24 protein-coding genes and 1 pseudogene are annotated in these 21,758 nt (G+C 32.0%); 21 read left to right on the top strand and 4 right to left on the bottom strand.

Annotated features, from left to right (window positions below; all coding sequences use genetic code 11):
• Positions 1-32 precede the first annotated feature (32 nt).
• From rlmD to D2K62_RS18710, 9 genes are all read left to right on the top strand, one after another.
• Positions 33-1,436, top strand: coding sequence for a 23S rRNA (uracil(1939)-C(5))-methyltransferase RlmD (gene rlmD / locus D2K62_RS06935; RefSeq protein WP_117161146.1), 1,404 nt, complete (start codon positions 33-35; stop codon positions 1,434-1,436).
• Between the two features lie 611 nt (positions 1,437-2,047).
• Complete coding sequence (locus tag D2K62_RS06930) at positions 2,048-4,312, top strand: ATP-binding protein (protein WP_117161145.1); 2,265 nt, start codon at positions 2,048-2,050, stop codon at positions 4,310-4,312.
• A gap of 440 nt (positions 4,313-4,752) precedes the next feature.
• The gene (locus D2K62_RS06925) at positions 4,753-5,400 is read left to right on the top strand and encodes a hypothetical protein (RefSeq protein ID WP_117161144.1); all 648 of its coding nucleotides are present in this window, start codon (positions 4,753-4,755) and stop codon (positions 5,398-5,400) included.
• A 140-nt stretch (positions 5,401-5,540) separates the two neighbouring features.
• Entirely contained in the window at positions 5,541-6,968 is a 1,428-nt protein-coding gene (locus tag D2K62_RS06920; protein WP_117161143.1) for an ATP-binding protein, read from the top strand.
• A gap of 136 nt (positions 6,969-7,104) precedes the next feature.
• Complete coding sequence (locus D2K62_RS06915) at positions 7,105-7,794, top strand: hypothetical protein (RefSeq protein WP_117161142.1); 690 nt, start codon at positions 7,105-7,107, stop codon at positions 7,792-7,794.
• 1,684 nt (positions 7,795-9,478) lie between these two features.
• The gene (locus D2K62_RS06910) at positions 9,479-9,742 is read left to right on the top strand and encodes a hypothetical protein (protein ID WP_117161141.1); all 264 of its coding nucleotides are present in this window, start codon (positions 9,479-9,481) and stop codon (positions 9,740-9,742) included.
• 93 nt (positions 9,743-9,835) lie between these two features.
• A complete protein-coding gene (locus tag D2K62_RS19425; RefSeq protein WP_369974639.1) occupies positions 9,836-9,955 on the top strand; it encodes a lipoprotein in 120 nt (39 codons plus the stop codon).
• Between the two features lie 56 nt (positions 9,956-10,011).
• A complete protein-coding gene (locus D2K62_RS06905) occupies positions 10,012-10,281 on the top strand; it encodes a hypothetical protein (protein ID WP_117161140.1) in 270 nt (89 codons plus the stop codon).
• 209 nt (positions 10,282-10,490) lie between these two features.
• Positions 10,491-10,661 carry a hypothetical protein gene (locus D2K62_RS18710; RefSeq protein ID WP_157967849.1) on the top strand — a complete coding sequence of 57 codons (171 nt, stop codon included), beginning with the start codon at positions 10,491-10,493 and terminating at the stop codon, positions 10,659-10,661.
• A gap of 387 nt (positions 10,662-11,048) precedes the next feature.
• Here D2K62_RS18710 and D2K62_RS06900 read toward each other — a convergent pair whose 3' ends face one another.
• Positions 11,049-11,384 (bottom strand): hypothetical protein, encoded by a 336-nt coding sequence (locus D2K62_RS06900; protein ID WP_117161139.1) that lies wholly within the window; start codon positions 11,382-11,384, stop codon positions 11,049-11,051.
• Between the two features lie 943 nt (positions 11,385-12,327).
• Between D2K62_RS06900 and D2K62_RS06895 the strand changes: the two genes are divergently transcribed.
• The 3 genes from D2K62_RS06895 to D2K62_RS06885 all read left to right on the top strand — a co-directional run bounded on the left by D2K62_RS06895 (position 12,328) and on the right by D2K62_RS06885 (position 13,446).
• Positions 12,328-12,705 carry a hypothetical protein gene (locus tag D2K62_RS06895; protein ID WP_117161138.1) on the top strand — a complete coding sequence of 126 codons (378 nt, stop codon included), beginning with the start codon at positions 12,328-12,330 and terminating at the stop codon, positions 12,703-12,705.
• A gap of 153 nt (positions 12,706-12,858) precedes the next feature.
• The gene (locus tag D2K62_RS06890) at positions 12,859-13,086 is read left to right on the top strand and encodes a hypothetical protein (RefSeq protein WP_117161137.1); all 228 of its coding nucleotides are present in this window, start codon (positions 12,859-12,861) and stop codon (positions 13,084-13,086) included.
• Between the two features lie 120 nt (positions 13,087-13,206).
• A complete protein-coding gene (locus D2K62_RS06885) occupies positions 13,207-13,446 on the top strand; it encodes a hypothetical protein (protein ID WP_117161136.1) in 240 nt (79 codons plus the stop codon).
• Between the two features lie 99 nt (positions 13,447-13,545).
• Here D2K62_RS06885 and D2K62_RS06880 read toward each other — a convergent pair whose 3' ends face one another.
• The gene (locus D2K62_RS06880; RefSeq protein WP_157967848.1) at positions 13,546-14,334 is read right to left on the bottom strand and encodes a sugar nucleotide-binding protein; all 789 of its coding nucleotides are present in this window, start codon (positions 14,332-14,334) and stop codon (positions 13,546-13,548) included.
• Between the two features lie 72 nt (positions 14,335-14,406).
• The gene (locus D2K62_RS06875; RefSeq protein WP_112179859.1) at positions 14,407-14,859 is read right to left on the bottom strand and encodes an HIT family protein; all 453 of its coding nucleotides are present in this window, start codon (positions 14,857-14,859) and stop codon (positions 14,407-14,409) included.
• A gap of 308 nt (positions 14,860-15,167) precedes the next feature.
• Between D2K62_RS06875 and D2K62_RS06870 the strand changes: the two genes are divergently transcribed.
• The 9 genes and pseudogenes from D2K62_RS06870 to D2K62_RS18705 all read left to right on the top strand — a co-directional run bounded on the left by D2K62_RS06870 (position 15,168) and on the right by D2K62_RS18705 (position 19,924).
• Positions 15,168-15,737, top strand: a complete 570-nt coding sequence (locus tag D2K62_RS06870) for a GNAT family N-acetyltransferase (RefSeq protein WP_198663140.1) — start codon at positions 15,168-15,170, stop codon at positions 15,735-15,737.
• Between the two features lie 117 nt (positions 15,738-15,854).
• A complete protein-coding gene (locus D2K62_RS06865; RefSeq protein WP_112179860.1) occupies positions 15,855-16,322 on the top strand; it encodes an NUDIX hydrolase in 468 nt (155 codons plus the stop codon).
• 127 nt (positions 16,323-16,449) lie between these two features.
• Entirely contained in the window at positions 16,450-16,953 is a 504-nt protein-coding gene (locus tag D2K62_RS06860) for a 5' nucleotidase, NT5C type (protein ID WP_162632687.1), read from the top strand.
• 54 nt (positions 16,954-17,007) lie between these two features.
• Positions 17,008-17,580 (top strand): alpha-ribazole phosphatase, encoded by a 573-nt coding sequence (gene cobC, locus D2K62_RS06855; RefSeq protein WP_112179862.1) that lies wholly within the window; start codon positions 17,008-17,010, stop codon positions 17,578-17,580.
• A 30-nt stretch (positions 17,581-17,610) separates the two neighbouring features.
• Positions 17,611-18,129 carry a GNAT family N-acetyltransferase gene (locus D2K62_RS06850; RefSeq protein ID WP_117149052.1) on the top strand — a complete coding sequence of 173 codons (519 nt, stop codon included), beginning with the start codon at positions 17,611-17,613 and terminating at the stop codon, positions 18,127-18,129.
• Between the two features lie 34 nt (positions 18,130-18,163).
• On the top strand, positions 18,164-19,072 hold the full coding sequence (locus D2K62_RS06845) for a S66 peptidase family protein (protein WP_112179864.1): 909 nt from the start codon (positions 18,164-18,166) through the stop codon (positions 19,070-19,072).
• A gap of 257 nt (positions 19,073-19,329) precedes the next feature.
• Positions 19,330-19,466: pseudogene (locus D2K62_RS19420) on the top strand (family 43 glycosylhydrolase); the annotation flags it as partial.
• Positions 19,467-19,485: 19 nt separating this feature from the next.
• Positions 19,486-19,731 carry a hypothetical protein gene (locus tag D2K62_RS19415; protein ID WP_369974635.1) on the top strand — a complete coding sequence of 82 codons (246 nt, stop codon included), beginning with the start codon at positions 19,486-19,488 and terminating at the stop codon, positions 19,729-19,731.
• Between the two features lie 46 nt (positions 19,732-19,777).
• Positions 19,778-19,924 (top strand): hypothetical protein, encoded by a 147-nt coding sequence (locus D2K62_RS18705; RefSeq protein ID WP_157967847.1) that lies wholly within the window; start codon positions 19,778-19,780, stop codon positions 19,922-19,924.
• Between the two features lie 349 nt (positions 19,925-20,273).
• Here D2K62_RS18705 and D2K62_RS06830 read toward each other — a convergent pair whose 3' ends face one another.
• Positions 20,274-21,530: an anaerobic sulfatase maturase gene (locus D2K62_RS06830; RefSeq protein ID WP_232827976.1), complete on the bottom strand. Its 1,257-nt coding sequence runs from the start codon at positions 21,528-21,530 to the stop codon at positions 20,274-20,276.
• Positions 21,531-21,758 lie beyond the last annotated feature (228 nt).

Below are 21,758 nucleotides of genomic sequence, written 5' to 3'. Positions count from 1 at the left end.
CACAGTAGATAAATAAAGGACGATGATATAAATTGGAAAAGCAACAAGTCCCAGTGAAAAAAAATGAAGAAATTACTCTTCACTTCGAAGACATCACGCATGAAGGAAATGGTGTAGGTAAGATCAATGGTTATCCATTGTTTGTTCCATATGCATTACCAGATGAAACAGCAAAAGTTAAAGTAATTAAAGTTAAAAAAAACTTCGCAATAGGTAAGTTAATTGAATTAGAAAAAACAAGCAGTGAACGAGTTGAACCTCCTTGTAATGTTTACTTTCAATGTGGAGGCTGTCAGCTCCAACATATGAGTTACACGATGCAAGTCGATATGAAACGAAATCAAGTAAATAACTCCTTGAAAAAAGTCGGACATATCCAAGATGTTATTGTGCATCCAACAATTGGTATGGTTGACCCATGGCGCTATCGTAATAAGGTTCAAATCCCAGTTGCAGAGAAAAATGGCGGATTGATTACTGGTTTTTATCGTAAAAAAAGCCACGAAATTATTGACGAGATGGATCGCTGCATTATTACCTCAGAAGTAAATGACCGCATGGTAGAAGCAGTACGAAGCATTGCTGATCGACATGGTATTTCTGCTTATGACGAGAAATCGCATCGTGGAATTTTACGTCATATTATGGTTCGTACAGGTGAAGCAACGAACGAAACAATGATTGTAATCGTGACAAGAACGGCAGAGCTACCGCATAAAAAGGAATTAATTAAGGAGTTACATGAGACATATCCACATGTTAAATCTATCATCCACAATATTAACAAAGAACGAACAAATGTCATTCTAGGAAAAGAATCAAAATTATTGTGGGGCGAAGCATATATTTATGACAAAATTGGTGATATTAAATTTGCTATTTCCGGTAAGTCATTTTACCAGGTAAACCCTACACAAACTAAAAAGTTGTATGACAAAGCATTAGAATATGCTAATTTAACTGGTGGCGAAACAGTAATAGATGCCTATTGTGGTATAGGTACTATTTCGTTATTCCTTGCACAAAAAGCAAAAAAAGTTTATGGCGTTGAAATTGTACCAGAAGCAATTGAAGATGCAAAAAACAATGCGAAGCTAAACCAAATGGACAACGTAGAGTTTGTTGTTGGACAAGCTGAAAAGATTATGCCCTGGTGGACAGCACAAGGGTTAAAACCGGATGTTATTGTGGTCGATCCCCCAAGAAAAGGGTGCGAAGAAGCATTATTAGAAGCAATGACTACAATGCAACCAAAGCGTATTGTCTACGTATCCTGTAATCCATCAACATTGGCACGTGACCTCCGTATTCTAGAAGATGGTGGATATCAAACAAAACAAATACAGCCCGTTGATATGTTCCCACAGACAATGCATGTAGAGGCAGTTGCGTTGCTCGAATTAAAATGTGAAGTTAAAATAGTAATTACCCAGTAAAAATAAACATTTCCGATTAAGACCCCGATTTCGTGAAAATAAACTTTTCCGAATTCAGGGTCTTTTTTCTATTATCTCTTGTCCTGCCAGGCTTTTCCCGATTATCTCTTCCTTCTTTTCTCGGAGAACTTTATTTTAAAACAGAAAAAAAGGTGAAAAAACGGGTGAAAAAGCGGCGAAAAACGGTCATTTTTGAAACGAAAAAGGATGGAAATAGGGGTTCTGTCGGAAAACTTTATTTTAACTGTAACGGTGGAATGCGGGTTTGAGGGGTGGGGTTTCGGAAATGTTTAATATTTTGGTACATAGTTAGAAAAAAGAATTTAGTTGGGTTTGTAATATTTCATTCAGATTATGAAAATGAGATAAGAGTAAAGTTAGTGATTGAGTGAAGATATGTATCTATGATAAACGCAAATGAAAAAGGACTCAAAAGTCCATTCCTTAAATTTGGGAACTTGAGATACTTTTTTGTTTGTAATTAAATGACGTAAAAAAATAATTGTTTGAATATTTAGTGTTCTAGTTACATTTGTGAAACCTTTCCTGTAAAATACAAATTGACTACAGGCAAAATATAATAGAAATAAGACAAGGTTAGGAGGGATAGAATGATAGAAAGGATTAGGATAAAGGAAGTTGCAAGCTATGATTCTGCGGGAATTGAGGTTAATTTAAGTAAGGTCAATTACATTTATGGAAGTAATGGTACAGGTAAAACTACTATTTCTGAATTGCTAAGGAATAGCGATGAGCAAAAGTTTACCTATTGTAATATAGAATGGAAACAAAGAAGTTCTGACTTTGATCTGTTTGTTTATAATAGAAATTTTGTCCAAGAAAATTTCAATATCAGTAATGAAATAACGGGGATTTTTACTTTAGGTAAAGAATCTTCTGACATATTAGCACTAATTGATGAAAAAATGAAGGATGCTGAAAAACATCAGGTACGAATTGGTAATGCAGAAAGTAATATAAAGCTAAAGTCAGAGCAATTGGAAGTCTTAAAAACAAATTTCACAAATCAGTGCTGGTCCTTAAAACAGAACTATGATGAAGTTTTTGAAGGGGCATTTATGGGTCTTCGTAATAATAAAAGTAAATTTATGGAAAGGTGTTTAGATGAGGCCACAAATAACAACAAAGACCTATATACATATGAAGACTTAAAGAAGAGAGTGGATTCCGTCTTTAAAAATTCCCAGAAAAAAAATAGTAAGATTTCAGAAATACACTACGATAGCTCACTAGAGAAACAATCAATATTTCAAACAAAAATAATAGGTAAAAAGGATATAGATATTGCTAGATTAATAGCTGAACTAAATTTAAGTGACTGGGTACAACAAGGGCATATACATATTGAAGATACTAATGGTATATGCCCATTTTGCCAACAAGAGTTACCGGGGAATTTTGAGGAAAAGTTGAATGAGTATTTTGATGAAACATACACTGATCAAAAACAAAATCTTAATTCATCTATAGAAAAATATGAAAGAGATACAAATGGCTTTTTTGAAACATACAACTTTCTTAAAAATGAAGATGTACCTTATATTAATAAAGAAAAAGTAACATCCCTATTTGAGATAATACATTCAATATATAAGGAAAACATTCAGTTGCTTGATAGAAAAAGAAAGGAACCAAGTAGAAGCATTGAGTTAAGTTCAATAACAAGTTACATTGAGCAGATAAACTCAGAGATAGAACAAGCAAATTTACAAATAACAGAATTAAACAGGGTAATTGACAATATTAAAGTTGAAAAAGAGAAGTTAATAAAAGATATATGGCGATTTATTGTGGAAGAGAATAAGGGTAATTATACAAATTACATGAGTGATTTTAAAAAAGAGAATAAAGCTGTAGAAGGAATGAAAAAAGGGAAGAAAGAACAAGAGGTCTACAAAGAAAGACTAGAAAAAGAGGCGATTGAGTTACAGAATCAACTTACCAGTGTATTACCTTCTATTCATGAAATTAATATACTTCTTAAATCATTTGGATTTACAAATTTTCGGTTAGCAGAATCTGATGAACAGGGTAATTACAAAATTGTAAGGGAGAACGGTGAAGATGTAAATGAAACATTAAGCGAGGGAGAGAAAACCTTTATTACCTTCCTGTATTTCTATCAACTTATTAATGGAAGTAATGAACAGGACAAAGTAAATACAGCAAGAGTAGTTGTTGTTGATGACCCAATTTCTAGCTTGGATAGCAATATACTATTTATGGTGAGTAACCTGATAAATAATTTAAAGAAAAAGGTGAGGAGTATTGAGTCCAACTTTAAACAACTGCTTATTTTAACTCATAACGTTTATTTTCATAAGGAGATTTCCTTTAATAAAGGGCATGGTAGTAAAAAATTAAATGACGAAACCTTTGGGATTATTAGAAAGGTAGATAATATAACTCAAATTTATGAATACGATGAAAATCCTATTAAAAATTCATATGAGTTACTTTGGAAAGAATTAAAGGAAAATCCAAATTCAATAGCAACACCTAATATTATGAGAAGAATATTAGAAAATTATTTTAAATTTTTTGGTAACATTGATGTTGATGAGATTATTGAAGGGTTCCCGGATAAAGATAAGGTAGCATGCAAAACTTTACTTTCTTGGGCTAATGATGGATCACATCATGTAAATGATGATTTGTATGTGGATAGTAACCAAGAACAAAATAAAATCTATTTTGTAGTGTTTAAAAAGATTTTTATAAATTCTAATCATGAGTCTCATTTCAACATGATGATGGGGAACATTGAAAGTGAAGTAGAGGAGAACGCTACTAGCGACGAGACTAAAGAGGAAATAATAGAGGCTTTGGATCAAGTTGCAGCTAGTAAAGAATAGAAAGGTTGTTAGACTTTATACGTAAGCGTCACATGAATCCCACCTGTATTAGTAGATGGGATTTATTTTACATTCGCTACATCCGTAAGGTTTTTAATCTCCATTTAGTTTGTTTCCTAACAGTAACACCATCCTACAATTGCTACAGTATTATCTTTCTTAAATATTTTGAGTTAAATGGTGAGGAATATATTCATTGTTGGTAAAATTTGTTAAGAACCCAATATTATGACTCAGTCCTTTCTTTGTTCAATAACTATCAACCTTTTGTTTCATAAGGGATGCTTATTTTTATCATTGTTTCAATATTTAATCCAATTGTAATCTAGCTATAAAATCCGTATGGTTACTTTTGGTATGGAATAGACGTTATAATGGATTTAGCTAAGATCATGGAAATAAATGATTATTTATAAATATAAAAGTAAGGGTGTGAAAAAGTGAGTCGTTTATATCTATTTGGAAGTTTATTTTTCTCTTTTTTACTACTATTTGGGTGTTCCTCTAATTCCCCTGCTGTTGACTCCAACGAAGTTAATGAGCAAAAAGGCGAACAAGGTTATGTTGCATTTTCCAAAAAAGAAAATGCTGAAGCTGCCTCTGAAGTTAACAAAAACGAAAGTATTGGTGATATTTTCGAATCAACATCTCAACCAGATAATCGCCAAGAAGAAAAGGAATCATTAAAGGAAACGTTGAGAACATACATATTTGATCAATATATGGGTAGCTCTGATTATGGTTACGCAAAGGGAGTCAATTGGACTGAGAATTTCTATGATAACCTAACCGCTGAAGAAATTTGGAATGTTATTGAGGAGTATAAGCAATTGAATAACGGTGAAGAAGGAACGCTGTTTGAACAAGCTAGTTATCTTACTATAGATGCACCAATAAAAGATAATTGGAAAGAAATGTTTTTAGGGAATTGGAATAATAGTCCTTACTCGGATAGTAACGAAATAGAGACTATGATTGATAAAGGTGATGCGGTCTGGATTTTTACAGATACTTTACCTTATACAGGTGAAGAAGACAATTATCCTTTCATTACTTTATTTAAGAAGACAGGTTTTTGGCATGGATAGGAATGTTTTTGTATTAGATCAATAAATGGAACATAACGCTACTTAAAGGAACTTTTATGCTTAATGTCAAAAGATTTTATCACATTCAAAATATATAAGTTGTAATTCTATTATAAAAAGAGCTAAGGAGAGGTGTAAAAGTGAAAAGGTTTGATTTGAATATCGAGAAAGTTTTGGAACACTGGACCATCCCTCACGCATTAAGAGAAGTTATAGCAAATGCAATGGATGAATCAACTCTAACAAATACTAAGAAACCACTTATTTATAAAGATAAAGACAAATGGCATATCAAAGATTTTGGGAGAGGTCTTAAATATGAGCATCTAACCCAAAATGAGAATAAAGAAAAGACAGAAGATCCAGATAAAGTCATTGGTAAATTTGGAGTAGGTTTAAAAGATGCAATGGCAACATTCGATCGAAGAAACGTTCAAATTCTAATCCAATCAAAATATAGTGATATTACAATTAAAAAGGTATCTAAAGAGGATTTTGACGATGTGATAACATTACATGCTATCGTAAATGAACCAACTCACACCGATATGAAAGGAACAGAATTTACTTTTATTGGTCTGAAAGATGTTGATATCGAAAAAGCCAAAGATTTCTTCTTATTATATTCTGGAGAAAACTCGATTGAAGTAACAAAGTACGGGGAACTAATTGAGAACAAAAATAATCGTTCAAGGATTTATGTGAATGGAATTTGCGTAGCTGAAGAAGACAATTTACTTTTTTCTTATAACATCACTTCCACAACTAAAAAACTTCGCCAATCTTTAAATAGAGAACGTACTAATGTAGGAAGAAGTGCTTATTCCGATAGAGTAAAGTCAATTCTCATAGAAAGTACTAGTCCAGAGTTTGCTGAGAAACTGGTAAATGACTTGCAAAAAATTCAAGCAGGAAATGCTCATGATGAATTGCAATGGATTGATGTTCAGCTCCACGCTTGTAAAATATTAAGTAGCCAGGAAAGGGTGCTGTTTTTAACTGCTTATGATTTAATGGATGGTGGTAAATATCTAAGCTATGCTAAAGAAGAAGCGATATGTATCATAACTGTTCCTGATTCATTATCAAATAAACTTGAAACTAGCAAAGATTTGAACGGGGAAACTTTCAGGAATTTGGAAACGTATGCTATAGAATGGAATGAGCAATTCGACTTTGACATTGTAAGTGTAAACCAATTAACGCCCAAAGAAAGAGAAATTTTTAATTATAAGGATACTATAGTGAAGTGGTTTCCAAAAAAGAATGATCCAGTAAAGGATATTTTGATTTCTAATACTATGCGACCGGACAACTATACTGGTTCTGATGCACTGGGACTATGGGAACCTTCTACGAATTATATTATAATTCGTAGAAGCCAACTTAAAAACTTACAATCATTTGCTGGGACACTTGTACACGAGTTAGTTCACGCCTATACAAAAACTGATGATAAGACCATAGAATTTGAAAGTGAATTAACTAGAATGCTAGGTAAGTTGTCCACTCTTATCCTAGAAAGTTCAAAACCTAAAAGTATGTTTAGAAGGTTATGGAAAAAATAGAAGTGTGGATTTAACAGAATTTCACCTAGGAAGCTCGATGGGTTTATGCTACTGGAATCTCAATACAATAAGAAGTATATAAACCTGGCAAATGATATAAACAAGTATTACAGAATATTATTGTTGGAGGTGTAGTATGGCGATAATTACGAGTGAGGATCTTAAAAACAAAATCAATGAATACAATGTAATTCCATTAGAAGTAAGTATTCTTAAAATATCTAATCAAATTTATTTAGAAATAGATGAATTTGAAGATTTCTTAAAATATGCAATTGGTTCAGGGTCTCAATATGTATATTACCATTATACTTACTATAATTCGGAAGAATATATAATTCCCATAGACTGGTACAGTGATTACTCGACAAAATTTAATAAAGTAGGTTGCCAACATAATCAACATATAGAAACATTAGATTTTAAAACTCCAAAGAGCCTGACGTTATTTATTCTTCAAAACGGTACTTTAGTGGGAGTGATACTAGATAATCCATGGATAGAAAGCCAAGAAATTTCCAGATCAGAAGAAGCTATGGAATTAATTGAAAATGAGTTCTATAGTGAAGTTAAAGAAATTAGTGAAACCAAGAAGAATCAAAAACAAGTTGACGAAAGCAACTTGAGGGAGATTATTTTCAAGGATCCTGAATTTAGATTCTGTAAAAATCAAGAACTTAGATATTGGTACATAGTTGAGTTGCTTGAGAAAGAAAATATGATGAAATACAGTTATTTGGTTGAACCATATGGTGTAGCGTTTACTGGTAAAGTGAAAATATTTATGGATAAAACGTGGGAACTCTATAAGGAAAGACAAAAATAAATATTTTAGTTAATTAAATCAGGTGTCAACACTTGATTTATGTCTAAGAATATTACTTCTTATTCTTTCTCCCAGCCATTTTGTTTTTCCATTATGGAACGTGTAATCTCCCTGTTGAAGAAAATGGGATGAAACGCTATATACTCTGAGGAGGTTCTTCAATTGTATTAGCAAACAAAAAATAATAACATTTGGTCTGGATCCAATAGTGATTCAGTCCTTTTCTGTTGACCAATACCCCTCGAATCCCCGTCCTATAAGGGCTTATACTAATCTTCCAATACTAAATCGATAGGGTTTTCAATCCCTATACAGTTTGCTTCCTAACTGTAACACCATCCTACAATTGCTACACTTTCTTTCGTTTCTAATCTCTATTTCATCCTAAAATTGTTATATTTAGCTCAATTATGCACCACGAATTGTGTTTTTTAGAAATACTGTATGAATGAGAAATAGCTCAACCATGCGTATATTCACTTTCCAGTGTTGGGAAATTTAATAGAGATTAAACCAAAAGTATGAAATAAAACGCTATCCTATACTTGTTATAGTTTGCTATATTGTGCAACTGGAGACATCCATAAGTTATCCTGTCATTAATCAAAAAAAGGTTCAACAGAGAGGTTTCACGTGATTTAATCCGTGGGATTTCCCCACCTTTTTCATCTGGTCAATTTCATCCTACATTTGCTACAAATCCATATTCCCTTTAATAATAACAGCTTCAGACAGTTTTCAATTAGCATTATGGCAATTGTCAACGTGAAATTCCTATGTTAATTAATTGGCTATTTGCCATGATAATCTTTATAGACTAAGCAGATAATTGTTATTTTATGTTAAAATAAATGGGGTTTGTGAAGGATTGTGAAACAAGCTGTACCTACTGAAGTAGTATTAGTGAGAACAGACTTCATAGTATTTGAACCGTAACAAATAAAGAACGGATGGATTATAAATCATTAATTTGGAGGTGACTAACATTATGAATAAAAAGAAATTTTCAATTACTCAAAATTTTGTTAGGTCAATAATCACTGTTGTCTCTATGGCTCTTGGCATATTTCAAGATAATCTTTATTATCTTCTTTTTTGAGCTATAATCTTAGCTATATTTGAAATAAGCTTTTCAATTTATAATAAAAAAAATAATAACAAAACAGATAAAAGGGATGGGATTATAGAGGATAATTAGTGTGATGATTGAGAACGAAAATTATAAGAACAATATTATTAGGGTTGATGTTATATGTAGCTCTTTATAATTCAAGTATATAGCAGCTTAGTGTAAGAAGGAAACTAGTAAAAACAAGATATATAACTAATGATGCCCATTTGAATCCGTTTAATAGAAGTGGTGAAATTATGAACCCAAAACTGTATCAATTAATCGTATCTACCTTTTCATTTATTTCATTGTATTTTTTAATCATTCAACGAAACGTTTACCTCTTCGTAACAGTAACTGTCATTTACGTTATTTTTGAACTGGTACTGTATATGCTTGGGGTAAAGCAAAAGATTAATGAAAAGAAAAGGGTCAAGAAATAAAAAAGTCGTTAGAGAAAGCTAAATGTTTATGAAACAAACGGGTGACTAGTGTTGAACAACGAACGTTTTAGCAATATGTATTGTATGTTAGTCTATAAGTAACATAATTTATTACCCTTGGAGGGATTAGGTGTATTTAACTTATTTATTGCTCTTTTTAGTAGGATTAGTTCTAGGGTTGGTAGTATTGCAATTGGAAAAGAAAAATAAAGGGTTCAAGAATGTGTCTAGCCCGACTATTAAGGTTTTATTTTTAGTATCACTAATTATCACTATAATAGGTTTTACAATGGCATATGCAGACGTTGTTAAAATAGGGATTTATATCTTTATTCCGATATTAACTGTATTTCTAGTTAGAAAAACATTTATATACGTTCAATCTAATAACTAACATTTCTTTCTTGCATTAACAGGTTCTTTAGCATAACAAGCTGTTACTACCATTGTTGTGCTAACGAAGTAGGAGTAGGATAGCACAAGAGAGATACTAAAGTCAGGAGGACTTATAATTAAGAAGTATTTATTTATTTTACTAATTGTATCGTTATTAGCAGGGTGTCAAAATGAAGTGAGAGATAATGCAATAATGCAGAATTCAAATTAGGGAATATATCTGTTAGTGCATTTGAAAATAATACGAAGTATTTTATAATAACTCCTTTGAATTGGGAAGGTGAAGATGGAACTACGTTAAAGTCCATTCAAATAGTAAACAGTCAAGGAGAGAATATATCTGCTGAAAAAGGGATAAATGCCAGTTTTTATATTGGGGATAGATATAAGAAAACAGGTGTTTATAGTAGAGATGAAATAGGCGAGAAAGAAAAAGTGGAGGATTACAACCTTAATGAAGAACAGACTTTGATAATGGAAACAAGATTGGTTAGTGCAGAGGAAAATAGTGCGAAAAACTTGAAAAATCATTTATGAATCAAATGGAGAGGAATACGCAAAAGTTGTTGAATGGAACACACTTTCCACTTTGAGAACAAATAATTAGTCTTTACAAATTCATTGTGAAAAACTTCACTTAAACAAAAGGTGTGCGATTGTTCAATAAGAATAGTCGCTTCTTATGCTAACGAAGCAGGTTTGTGGAATAACGGAGCAATAATTTGAAAATAAAGGAGCAGTTTAATTTGAAACTTAAAATTAAGGATTTACTAATTGCCGTTTTTGTAGGAATTGTAGCAGTAATAATTTTTGCTATAATTAAACCTTCTAATTCCTTTGTTGAAGCAATACTTATTTTTTTTGTTGGGGGTTTGGGAGCAACAATAGGGAATTATTATAGCAATAGTAAAAAGTAAATGTCGGAAATTAATTTACACTAAAGGGTGGAGGCCGTCATTATATGGATTACTCCTAATGTTTGTAGGTTTTACAACATTTCTAGCTTTAAAAGAAGAAGGTCTGCAAAAGATAACTAGATTCGGCTACTAGCGGTGATTGGATATTTGTTTATGGAACGAGTGAGACCGTAAAACTCATTATTTAAGTGTGTATCAAGCTAAATCAAGAGGCATTTGTGGATTTGCTCTATATTGTGGTATAGGTGATTACTACCAATAGACAAATCATAATGCTGTAAGATTTCTGGTCTTTTCTTCTGGTTCTTGTCTTAAATCTATAATGCTCTTGAAAAAGTAACTATAATTTTAGTAATAAAAGGAGATCAGTCTCTCCTTCGTGTTTATCTACTCTATTTCGTATTCACTATTCATTGCTTCTGCCAAAGTTCTCAAATCCTCAAATTTTTTCTGATCCAAAAGTTCAGCATTGTTAGATTTTAAAATCTCATTCAAGGCTTCTTCTGAAGTGACAATCATTCCGTAGTCTTTTTCTCCTTGCCAATGTGTACCGTATATAAGTACATACCTGCCGTCTTTAAGCTTAGTGATTCCTAAATGCCTCCCTAATCCACCATTTGTCCAATTTCGACCATCCCAATAATCAAGAGCCTCATTGTATTTAACTCTAGCAACTACTTCTGAATGGTATTCGTCTTCGAATACATTAATTTGGTATGTCATTGTCACATCATCCTTTTCGTTTTTTTGTATATTGTTATCATATCGTAGATAGTTACCATTCAAAACTATATTAAGTTCTATATAGTTCTAGTAATAATAATTACGTTATTAGCGGACGATTGCAAAACATGGTCTTCATCCAAGGCACTCTATATCGTTTCAAGGGGCAAAGGGCTTTAAATAGACTAAATAGGGTAAGCATTCTGAAAACAACGCTGTAAGACGTTATTTTCACTTCCTAGGGGGCAGAAAAATCAATAGGTGATAATTTCCTTTGCTGCTCTACCATGGTGTGTATAAAACATTTGCTGACTTTGAAAAGGTTTATCGTTAAATAATGGCATATTCGAAAATTAGCTTAGTAGTAGCTATTTATTTATGTAATGGAAGACCAAGGGTTTAGAGCTGGCATAAATAAATTGAAACCAAATAAGGTAAAGTTGAAAAGATAGTTTGGGAAAATGGCAGAAAACGATTACTGGGAGTAGGGGGAAGAATAGCATCCATATATCATAGATTATAAAAAGGAACTAATTCTTTTTTGATGTACTAACCCGTGCTTAGTCAATCAATCTAGTTATAACAAGTTGATAATTGACAAAGATATGAGGAAAAACAGGATGACCGAATCATAACCCTATACATGTATAAATAAAAATGATTCCTTGAAGTGTAAGATACAATAAAAGGATTTTGAAGGGCACCCGTTTGATTGCAAATACTGTTACAAAAGATAAAAGCGTTAGATGTTTTTTGTGAAAACAAAAGGAATTTCACAGAAAAGAGGATTCACATGGACAATAGAATAAAAACTATTGTTAACTTTTATAAACTAAGCAGATAATTGTTATTTTATGTTAAAATAAATATAGAGTTTGTGAAGGATTGTTCTTAAACTAACGTGGCAGGTTAGTTGAAGAAGACGGTGGTAAGGAGAGAGCGAATGATAGGTAACATAAAAAGCAGAGCAATTAGTAAAAGTAAAATTAGGGTTATTTCGGCTTTATTACTATTGTCGATTTTTCTATTTGTTTATTTTTTCAATTATAATGCCTCAACTACATATTACGAAACAATAGAAATTAGGGAATTAAATGAAGATAATAATCAATATGTAGTTGTTTTAGAAGGAGGCTTTGGAGTTAAAAAGTCCAACTTTACCGAATACAATACCTTTAACATAATTGAAAATGAAGAATCAAGGGTTGGCAACATTAATGAAATTTGGAATGAGTTATCAGAAAATGAGTCATATTTTGTACTATTAAAGGCTTATAATAATCGAAATAAATTTGAATTGGAAAGCATCTATATCGATTGAATTATGTAATTATAGGACAAACTCTAAGATTTTATTTTGGACTAACGGGTGCTTTAGCACAAGAGGGAATTTTACATATGCTTTAACTATTCTGCTAAGAAGCTAGTTTATGTACAAGTGTACATAAACAGTAAATAGAAAGGAGTTTCAAATTTGAAATTTAAAATTTCTTCTATATATTTAATTGTTTTTGTTGGGTTCTATTTAGGTTTTATTATTTTGAATGCACTTGCAGATAAGTACAATATATCATTTTTGTACGTTGTTAATGTCAAAGAGAATGGGGCAGAAATTTTTCCATCAATATTTCCTTTCTTAATTATGTTTTTCTATTTATTAGGTTCTCTTAAATTGATTTCTAAAATGAAAGAGAAAACTTAATTAGAGGGATAAACAAAAAAATGTGAACAACTACACTTAAAGTAACGGATGCAATAGTTAAACAAGAGATGTGAGCATAGTAGTTGTACATTAGAGAAGTGAATTGGGAGGTGGAGCATAGTGTGGTGGAATTTAGCACCAATTATAATTGCTATTTGTTCAATTATAATTAGCATTTATGTTTTTAAGGTGGCGAAGAATAAAAAATATTTTTGGAGTTTTCTCTCATTATCGGGTATTAACCTTTTAGGAGGTTTGTTTCTGGCGATTTTTATTAACTTTATAGCAGGTTTAATTTTACTAACTATTCCACTTTTCATTATAATAAATGGATTTTATAACTATAAGAAAGCGAATTAAAGTAGTTTGTGAAAAGATACACTTAAAGTAACGGGTGCGTTAGTTGAACAAAAACAAATGTTTTAAAGAGCCTTTCACGTTTAAAGTAAGGACTTTGATTTACAGATGTCTTGTAAATAGAGGTAGTATTTCATAGATATTGGGATGGGAGAGGCATATAGAAATGAATATAACAGCTTCATCATAACCGAGCCTTCTTAGACGCCTTTTATAAAACGTAAAGTAACTTTCTTTTTGCAATGGTCCTACATGTAAAATTCCGTTAAAATCTATATTAGAAAGTTCTAATATGACTTTTGAAAGGTCCTCAATGTTTACAAATGTTCGATACATATTTGTGGCTGCATGAAAGAACCCTTTTTCCTCGACTTCCTTGATTACTTTTTGGGTTCGCTCTTCAATATTTTGATTTAAATCCTTTCCATAAAGAGGACCTGTACGAATAATCATGTACTTTGGATGGTTATTTTGACCCTTCTTTTCACCTAATATTTTTGAATTGATGTAAGTAGCTAAAGGCGCCTCTTCAGCTATTGGAATTGGATTATCAGATTCTTTATATCCCCCTGTTCCTCCTGCAAAAACACCATCAGTAGAAATGAAAATAAGTTTTGTTTGTGAACTTATTGCCAAAATAAGGTTTGATAGGCCAAATTTTATTAGCACATCTTCTTCGTTCATACTTAATAATGACCATACAACTACATCTGGAAGAAATTCTTGGATAATTTGTTCTACAGCATCTTCATCTGTTATGTCCAATTGAGTTATATTCGCTTTTTCATTCATATGTCTTGAAGTGCCTAGTACGGTATGATTTAAACTTTCTGCTAAACCAAATAAAGTTGATCCTAGAAATCCAGTTGCACCTAATATTAAAATTCTCAAATCTAATTCCCCCATTATACTATTTTGGTCAATTACTGTTTATTGAGATAGTTTAAGTAAAATATATCTCATTCACAGTACAAGGTTATCCAGCTCACTCAATAAAACGGATTTTAATCTTTCTAGTTCTTTGTCATTGGGTTTTATATTTTCAGCATACATTTGATCTCTAGGTGTCCACCAAACGGGGTGAGTTGGATTTGACTCTGTTTCGCTTCTAGTGAAAATGTGCCAATGCATATGAGGATCACTATTACCTAAAAGCTCATAATTTAATTTTAGTGGTTTAAAAGCTCTATGTACTGCTTCTGATACTCTGCTCATTTCTAAAAGAAACTTTTCTTTAAAGTCGTTATTTAATTCATGTAGTTCACTTCGATGCTCTTTACAAAGGAACAGTGTATAACCCTTGAAATATTGATGATCACCAATAACAACATATCCTGTCTCAAGCTCTTTAACAAAATATTTATTTGTGCCTTTTTTAATCATCTTAATCCTAGTGCAAATTAAACAATCTTCCATTAAGTGTTCCTCCAATCTTGTTGAATAAATAATCATATAACTATTTAATATTATTTTCTTACCTTCTCGAACAAACAAATCTAACTGTTAATCGTAAACACTTTCTTCTATATATTAACATAAAATACCAAATTTCACGAAAAATAATCACCTAAAAAGTTACAGTTTAGTTTAAATGTTTAATGAATAATGGTATGGTATTTATATTACATATAGAAAGGTGTGATGTCTTATGGCATATAAACTAAATCATGATAAACAAGTAGGTTTTGGTTTTTGGAAAAAGTATATGCAGAGGAGATGTCAAATTGAAATTGAAAGAAGAAATATTTGAAGTAAGCTCAGAAACAGAGAGATTAGTAATAAGACCTTTAGAGAAATCTGATTATAAAAATTGGTTAAATGAATTTGAAAACCGTTATCCGACGCAATATCGCCATGATAAAGGAAAAATAGATATGAGCGCATGTACAGAGGAATGGTTCGATAATCTCGTAGATAAACATCAAGAATTAGCACTTACGGATACTGCTCACGTATTTGGTGTATTTAGAAAAGAAGACGCTACACACATAGGTATGATAGATTTTTCAACCTTAGCAAGAGATGATTTCCAATGGGGAAGGATAGGATACTCAAACCATAATCAATATTGGAGAAAAGGGTACGGTAAAGAAGCAGTAAAAGAAGCGCTTAATATTGCTTTTGACCATTTAAAATTCCATCGGATAGAGGCCCACATCAATTTAGACAATTTTGCTTCATTCAATCTAGCAGAGAGTGTGGGGATGGAATATGAATGTACAAGAAAAGGATTTATTTTTGAATTTGGAAGATGGACAGATAATTTAATTTATTATAAAAATTCTATTGAGTAAATCTTTACAACTAATAAGGCGATTGTTCACTATAGAACAGTCGCTTTTTCACTATTGAGTATAATTCTTTAACTTTAGGTGTATTAATTCAAACTATATAATATGGGGAGTGATTTAATGGATTACATACAACATTTAAGGTCAATGGTTGGAAATGAGAAGGTGATTATGGTTGTTTCAGGAGCATTTGTTTTTGATAGAGAAAATCGAGTGCTAATGCAAAAACGCTCTGATAATGGACAATGGGGTTTGCCTGGTGGATTTATGGATTTAGGAGAGAGTGTACAAGGTACAGCCAAAAGGGAAGTGTACGAAGAAACAGGACTTTTATTAGAAGAACTTGAGTTATTTGGGATTTATTCTGGTCCTCAATATGATAAGACTTTTTCTAATGGTGATCAAGTATCACTGGTCCTTATATCATTTATTTGTAAAAAATATAGTGGAGAGTTAGTTGAAAGTAACGAGGAATCTTTACAGAATAAATTTTATTCACTTGATGAACTACCAGAATGTATATTTACAGAACATAAAATGCTAATAGATGATTTATTATCAAAGAAACAAATACCGATTATTGGGTGATAATTATAGACTGCATATTAAAGGGATATATTCCTTTTGTGTAAGATATAAATAGTGTTTCAGATTTAATAATTAATTGAGAAATAATCTATGGGGGCTTCCTATTGTGAACAGAATAGCAGTAGACATGGATGATGTACTAGCTGATCCTCTGTCTAAGCATTTAGAAATTTTTAATAAAAGATACGATGAGAGAATTTCAATGCAAGACTTACGAGGAAAATACTTAACTGAAATACGGCCTCAGTTAGAAGAAGAAATTATTAGTATATTAAATGAACCTAATTTTTTTCGTGATTTAGGTGTAATAGAAGACAGTCAAGAAGTGTTAAAGGAATTAACCCAATACTATGAAGTTTTTATTGTAACAGCTGCTATGGAATTACCTACATCTTTTTCGGCAAAATATGAATGGTTAAAACAACATTTTAGTTTTTTGAATCCGAATCATTTTGTGTTTTGTGGTGATAAAAGTATTGTTGATGCAGATTATCTGATTGACGATAATCCAAAGCACTTTAAACGTTTTAAGGGTCAAGGTATTTTATTTAATTCACCTTATAATATATACGAAACAGGCTACTACAGAGTGAATAACTGGAAAGAAGTAAGAAGCTATTTTTTAAATTAAAGTCTTATTAAATAAGGTAGTGTATTTATAAAGAAATGTTAAAGGAGCACTATAATGAAGCTATACTTGATTAGACATGGACAAACAGATTGGAATATAGTTGGTACGATTCAGGGAAGTAAAGATGTTGAACTTAATTCAACTGGGATTTCACAAGCAGAAGAATTAAGTAAAAAAATAGTTGAGACTGACTATTCATTTTCAAAGGTTTATTCAAGTCATCAAAAAAGGGCTACTAAAACGGCAAAAATACTAAGTGACACTACTAAGACTGAATGTATTGAGATTAAAGGCTTAGAAGAAATTAATCTCGGAGAATGGGAAGGCTTATCTTGGGCTGAGATACAAAAAGTGTATCCTTCAGAATTTAGTGAATGGTATAAAAATCGAAGAAACACCAAACCACCAGGAGGAGAGTCATACCAAGAAATGTTGATGCGTGTTTTAAAAACGTTAAGAAAAATAGTTGATAGTAATGAAGAAAATATTTTGATTGTAACACATAGTGCAGTTATTATGTGTTTGCAATGTTATCTAACAAATACGCCATTTGAAGAAATGACAAAATTCAAAACAGATAATATGTCAATTACAGAAATAGATAGCAGTTTAATAGAAGTGAGATGATGATTTAAAAAAAGGGGAATTAATTCATAAATGCTTTTAGTACAACCAACAATAGACTTGAAAATGCAATATAATGATTTTTATCAAGAGTGGAAGAAAAGCGAAGAAGAAATGATACCTTTCGTAATAAGAAAAGAACCGGCGGATTTTCAATCGATGCTTAACTATTTATCTGACTGTGAAAAAGGAATAGAACCATCCGAAATTTGGATACCGGAAAGTTCTACTTATTGGTTAGTAGATCATCACGAGTTGATTGGTGTCGTAAATATTCGCCATCGTCTAACAGAGCCGTTATTAAATGCTGGCGGTCATATAGGATATGGTATTAGACCCTCAAAAAGAAAAAATGGCTATGCTACTCAAATCCTTTCGTTAGCATTAGAAAAAGCTAAAGATATGAATTTAGAGAAGGTCCTTTTAGTTTGTAATTCTGCTAATATCGCATCGAATAAAGTGATAGTAAATAACGGTGGAATAAGTGATGAAGATTTTATTGATGAAAAAAATAATACGCTAAAAAGGTATTGGATTAGACTACTGACATAATTTCAAGAGGTATTAAGTAAAGGGAGGAAAGTTTATGATTAAACCATTTGCATTACAAAAGGGTGATCGGGTAGCAATTATTGCACCGGCTGGAGCACCGGACAGAGAAAAGCTAGAACAAGGAATACGTGTTTTAGAGAAAATGGAACTTGATGTAGTTATTGGACGACATGTGTTTGATGTAGAGGAAGACCTTGCAGTTACAGATAAAAGGAGATTTACTGACTTGCATGATGCATTTAGTGATCCTGCTATCAACGGGGTTTTTTGTGCGAATGGGGGAGTTGGATCAGCAAGAATTGCTCCTATGATTGATTATGAAATGATACAGAAAAACCCTAAGATATTCTGGGGATACAGTGATATTACCTATCTACATAATGCAATTCAAAAATGCAGTGACTTGGTTACATTCCACGGACCAATGGTGGCATCCGATTTGAATGACGAAGAAAGAACAGCTGAGACAGAATCTTCGTTTTTGCCTTTATTCACTAGAGAAACTCTAATCTATGATTCTCACAAATCGCCCCTCATTACACTAGCTCATGGTAAAGGAGAAGGGCGTTTAGTTGGAGGGAATCTCACGCTAATAACTAATGGATTGGGAACGCCTTTTCAAGTGAATGCAAATGAGGCGATCCTACTTATTGAGGAGGTCCAAGAACCTGCGTTTCGAATTGATGTCATGCTTACACACCTTAAACAGGCAGCTGTTTTTGATGCTGTAAAAGGTGTTGTTCTTGGTAACTTCCAAGAGGATCCAGAAGAATATGTGAAGATTAAGAAAGTGCTTGAAGACTTTTTCGCTGATGCTCCTTTCCCGGTAGTTGAGAATTTTTACATCGGTCATTGTGAACCTAATTATGGTGTGCCGTTAGGAGTAAATGCGAAACTCACAACGTCACCTCCTCGATTGGCAATCGATTCAGGTGTAAAGTGATTTCTTAAATCGGTGTTGAGTTACAAGCGTGAAAACTTTGATACTATCTTGCGGTTTTAAAAATAGTAGGTTATCGCCACCTTAGTCTACTTATATATATCTTTATTATCCATTCAAGTTATGGCAAGGTGAACCAACTATATGTTTATCCCCCTCTAACTTTGGTTGCTATTGTTTTGATGAATTATTAGGTGAGATTAGATTAGAAACTTCGCTAATTGAAGGACGTAGATGTTATGCAAGGAAGGTTGAAAAGGATGGGTAAAATGTCTTTTAATCCATATTTACCCAGTATGAATATATTCCGGATGGAGAGCCTTATGTATTTGGTGACAGAATATATGTATATGGCTCCCATGATCGTTTTAATGGAAATTTTTTTTGTTTCAGCGATCAGTGCTTTGGTATTTATTGTGAGTGTAAATACAGATGTGGTGTCAACTAAGGAAAGCGTAACCCCAAATGACACGAACGAAACGAGCAAAATTGATGAGATAATTGTGCGAAATGACGAAAAGTTAGAAGAGATTGAAAGAGGTGAAAAATCACCCGAAGCATTAGATGTGGAAGCATACGAAAAAGAAAAAGAAAAAGAAAAATACAATATAGAATTATTAAGCCAAGAACGTGAAATAGCAACACTTATAAAAAAATATTAGTTGCGCGAAAAAGGGATAATAAAAACAGAAGGTAACCTTGTTTATTATGAAAATGGATATCAATTTAATCGAAAAACAAAAAATGGTGGCTAGAACTTATGAAGCCAATGACGAAAAGCCAAAGCCAACAGAAGGTCAGTATATAGCACTTTTCATGGGTTTTATTAGTGATATCGATAATAAGGTAGATTAGAAGAAATGCAGCAATACACAGATAATCACGAGCCAATTCAAGTATGGACAAACGAAACAATGGCTTATCAAAAAGAAGCATAAGAAATCATTGAATCAACAGAAGAACGACAAGAAGCTATAGAGCTTTATTATAAATCGTACGAAAATATAAGAGGTTTCAATAATGCTATATGTAACGAATGAAATATAGAAGTTGATAGAAGGAAAACCTCCGAAACTTTATTATGGCTATAAAAAAGGCTGTTTTGAAATTTCTAAACAGATCTAAGATGTATAAAATTAAAGTTGTGTACTAATGGTACTCTGATTTGGAACAAAGTTATTTATTGAAGCATATTTATTATTTATTAGACATTTTGTATCAATAAAGGTTTACAACATTTTTTGTATTTTTTTTTACTTCCGCAAATACAATAATCGTTTCTCTTAGGTAATTGATAACCAGCTTGAACAAGTTCAATTAATCTTTGTTTTTTTATCTTGGATGCAACTTCTAACAATCTATTATGTGCATATTTATATACTTGCTTATGACTTTCACAAAAGTATTCAACATCCACCTCATTATTATCTCGTATTCGGTTTCTAGGACACCCCCCGTGACATAGGTGGAGAAATTCACAAGATGTACATTGCTTAGGTAAATTGGGTTTTAGTGACAAGAATTTGTCCATCAATTTGTTATTTAAAAGACTATCAAGAGAATCTATCCCAACGTTACCTAAGCGGTAATCCTCGTGGATAAAGAAATCACATGGATAAGCGTCGCCATTTTGTTCTAATACAAGATGTTTAGGGCATGATTCTCGATGAGTACATAATCCTGCTTGTTGATTGAGGTAAGCAGATAGCATATTATCAAAGAAGCGTATAGATATGTCAGGGTTACCCTCATTATACCAAACATCAAAGGCTTCACAGAGAAAATCTCCGTATTCCTTATGAGTAATTAGAAATATACCAGGTTGATTTATATCTTGTGCTTTAAAATCCATACAAGGAATGAATTGAACGAAGGGAAAATTATGTTCCTGGTAAAAATTCATGAGATCCGTTGCTCTTGAAATATTATTTTCGTGCAGAACGGTCAAAATATTAAAATCTACTTTTGCTTCTTTTAGGTGCTCGATTCCTCGCATGATTCTTTTGTAACTTCCTTTGCCAGAACCCATAACACGTCGGGCATCATTTATATCTTCTGGACCGTCTATGCTAACACCAACTAGGAAGTTATATCTTTTGAAAAATTCTGCACACTCTTTATTTATTAAAGTACCATTTGTCTGAATGGAATTACTAATAACGGTGTTATTGGGTGCATGTTTTGCTTGCAAATGAACAACTTTTTTAAAAAAATCTAATCCTGCTAATAATGGTTCCCCACCTTGCCAGATAAAAGTTACAAAACCGTTTGATATATTCATATATTCTATAATAAATTTCTCTAATACCTTATCATCTATTTTACTTATTTGTTTTGGCATGCCGTTACATTGACTATAGTAACAATAATCACAAGCCAGATTACAAGCCTCTGATACCGTTTTCCACATTACAGATGTCAATCCATTTTCTACTATGGATGTTTCTCCATAAACCATCATCTCTCATCTCCTTCAATAAGTTGGTAAGGATAATAGCTATGTTATTAGATGATAAGTGGATTGTATATGATATTTATCACATAATGTTTTGAAAAATATTATGAAAATGGTCTAAATATATGTTTAGTATTTAAGAAGCATTTTCCAAAGTAACCTGATAAATATGTTCTTAAATACTTTTAGTGATTTCATAGGATAATATTAAAAAAATACTAATATTAATATTAA

It is taken from the genome of Paraliobacillus sp. X-1268 (assembly GCF_003426095.1).
GTDB classification, from domain to species: Bacteria; Bacillota; Bacilli; order Bacillales; family Amphibacillaceae; genus Paraliobacillus_A; species Paraliobacillus_A zengyii.
The sequence above is the reverse complement of the archived record's forward strand: the minus strand, read 5'-3'. Positions and strand labels throughout refer to the sequence as shown.

Bases quoted from the DNA above. Each gene is read 5' to 3' on its own strand.
- D2K62_RS06930 (WP_117161145.1), top strand. From the start codon at position 2,048: ATGATAGAAAGGATTAGGATAAAGGAAGTTGCAAGCTATGATTCTGCG.
- D2K62_RS06915 (WP_117161142.1), top strand. From the start codon at position 7,105: ATGGCGATAATTACGAGTGAGGATCTTAAAAACAAAATCAATGAATAC.
- D2K62_RS06900 (WP_117161139.1), bottom strand. From the start codon at position 11,384: ATGACATACCAAATTAATGTATTCGAAGACGAATACCATTCAGAAGTA.
- D2K62_RS06895 (WP_117161138.1), top strand. From the start codon at position 12,328: ATGATAGGTAACATAAAAAGCAGAGCAATTAGTAAAAGTAAAATTAGG.
- D2K62_RS06875 (WP_112179859.1), bottom strand. From the start codon at position 14,859: ATGGAAGATTGTTTAATTTGCACTAGGATTAAGATGATTAAAAAAGGC.
- D2K62_RS06865 (WP_112179860.1), top strand. From the start codon at position 15,855: ATGGATTACATACAACATTTAAGGTCAATGGTTGGAAATGAGAAGGTG.
- D2K62_RS06860 (WP_162632687.1), top strand. From the start codon at position 16,450: ATGGATGATGTACTAGCTGATCCTCTGTCTAAGCATTTAGAAATTTTT.
- cobC (WP_112179862.1), top strand. From the start codon at position 17,008: ATGAAGCTATACTTGATTAGACATGGACAAACAGATTGGAATATAGTT.
- D2K62_RS06850 (WP_117149052.1), top strand. From the start codon at position 17,611: ATGCTTTTAGTACAACCAACAATAGACTTGAAAATGCAATATAATGAT.
- D2K62_RS06845 (WP_112179864.1), top strand. From the start codon at position 18,164: ATGATTAAACCATTTGCATTACAAAAGGGTGATCGGGTAGCAATTATT.
- D2K62_RS18705 (WP_157967847.1), top strand. From the start codon at position 19,778: ATGAAAATGGATATCAATTTAATCGAAAAACAAAAAATGGTGGCTAGA.
- D2K62_RS06830 (WP_232827976.1), bottom strand. From the start codon at position 21,530: ATGATGGTTTATGGAGAAACATCCATAGTAGAAAATGGATTGACATCT.